Origin of the sequence: Williamsia serinedens, assembly GCF_024171725.1 — a bacterium.
GTDB lineage: Bacteria > Actinomycetota > Actinomycetes > Mycobacteriales > Mycobacteriaceae > Williamsia_A > Williamsia_A serinedens.
In genome coordinates, this window is record NZ_JAMTCG010000030.1 from 1 (window position 1) to 1,191 (window position 1,191).

The window sequence follows — 1,191 nt, forward strand, 5'->3', positions numbered from 1 at the left end:
AACGAGATCTCGCCCGCCGCATGGGTGTCAGCGAAAAGCACATCTCGCAGGTGCTCACCGGCCGCGCAGGAGCAACCGTCGAAATGTGGGACCGGATGCTGACGGAGGTTGGACAGTGACCGCCGAACCAACGCGGGAACAGCTCAACGACCTGGTCGCCGCATACGGTGCCGGAGCCTTCTGGGGCTGGACCACCGTTGGGGTACTCGCCGGCATCCTCGCATGGAGGTGGGCACGTGGGTGAGAAGAAGCCTCTGCTGTGCCGGCTAGGTATCCACACCTCCACCTTCCGTGACTGCTCACTGCTGGGCACGACTTTCCGCTGCAACTGGTGCATGGCGGTGATTCGTCGTGGCTGAGGGCATCAGAACGTGGTCGGACGACGACGGGGAATGGGCTGCCTGCCCGTACGGGGATGAAGAGATCGCCACCCACGACCACCGTCTGTCGCTGCGGATCATGTACGGCCACATGGAGCGTGTGCACCCGGGGGTGGAGGCGTAGTGAAGCCGCAACTGCTGGACCTGTTCTGCGGTGTGGGTGGTGCCACGAAGGGCTATCAGGACGCTGGCTTCTACGTCGTGGGCGTGGATGTGGAAACCCAGCCGGACTATTGCGGTGACCAGTTCGTGCAGGCTGACGCGCTCGAGTACCTGGTGGGACACGGGCTGCGATTCGACGCCATCCACGCTTCCCCGCCGTGTCAGGCGTCGTGCAATCTGACCAAGGGCACGAACGCCGGCCGCGAGTACCGGCAGATGATCCCCGACACCCGGGCCCTGTTGTCCTACTACCGGGTGCCGACGGTGATCGAGAACGTGCAGGGATCGGACCTGCGGCGTGACCTCACCCTGTGCGGGGAGATGTTCGGGCTTGGGGTGATTCGTCACCGCTACTTCGAAGTGTCCGTTCCCGTTTCACGACCGGTACACAAGCCGCACCGCGGTCGGGTTGCCGGCTGGAGGCACGGCGAGTACTTCGACGGCCCGTACGTGGCTGTGTATGGAGATGGGGGCGGCAAAGGCTCTGTCGCGCAGTGGCAGCAGGCGATGGGCATCGACTGGACCACCAACCGAAAGTCCATCGCAGAAGCGATCCCTCCCCGATATGCGGAGTACGTCGGGCATCAGCTCATGGCTCATGTGCTGCGGGAGGCCGGCTGATGGATCGTTCTCTGCTTGCTTCGTGTCC

3 protein-coding genes are annotated in these 1,191 nt (G+C 64.1%); all 3 read left to right on the forward strand.

Going from position 1 to position 1,191, the window contains the following annotated elements:
• Positions 1 to 236: 236 nt before the first annotated feature.
• Genes LX12_RS22115 through LX12_RS21795 form a run of 3 tightly spaced genes read left to right on the forward strand, consistent with a single transcriptional unit; the run spans position 237 to position 1,163 of the window.
• Entirely contained in the window at positions 237 to 359 is a 123-nt protein-coding gene (locus LX12_RS22115; RefSeq protein WP_301284978.1) for a hypothetical protein, read from the forward strand.
• Complete coding sequence (locus LX12_RS21790) at positions 352 to 504, forward strand: hypothetical protein (RefSeq protein ID WP_253656715.1); 153 nt, start codon at positions 352 to 354, stop codon at positions 502 to 504. The genes LX12_RS22115 and LX12_RS21790 overlap by 8 nt, the downstream gene beginning before the upstream one ends.
• Positions 504 to 1,163 (forward strand): DNA cytosine methyltransferase, encoded by a 660-nt coding sequence (locus LX12_RS21795; protein ID WP_253656716.1) that lies wholly within the window; start codon positions 504 to 506, stop codon positions 1,161 to 1,163. Before LX12_RS21790 ends, LX12_RS21795 begins: the two co-directional genes overlap by 1 nt.
• Positions 1,164 to 1,191: the final 28 nt, after the last annotated feature.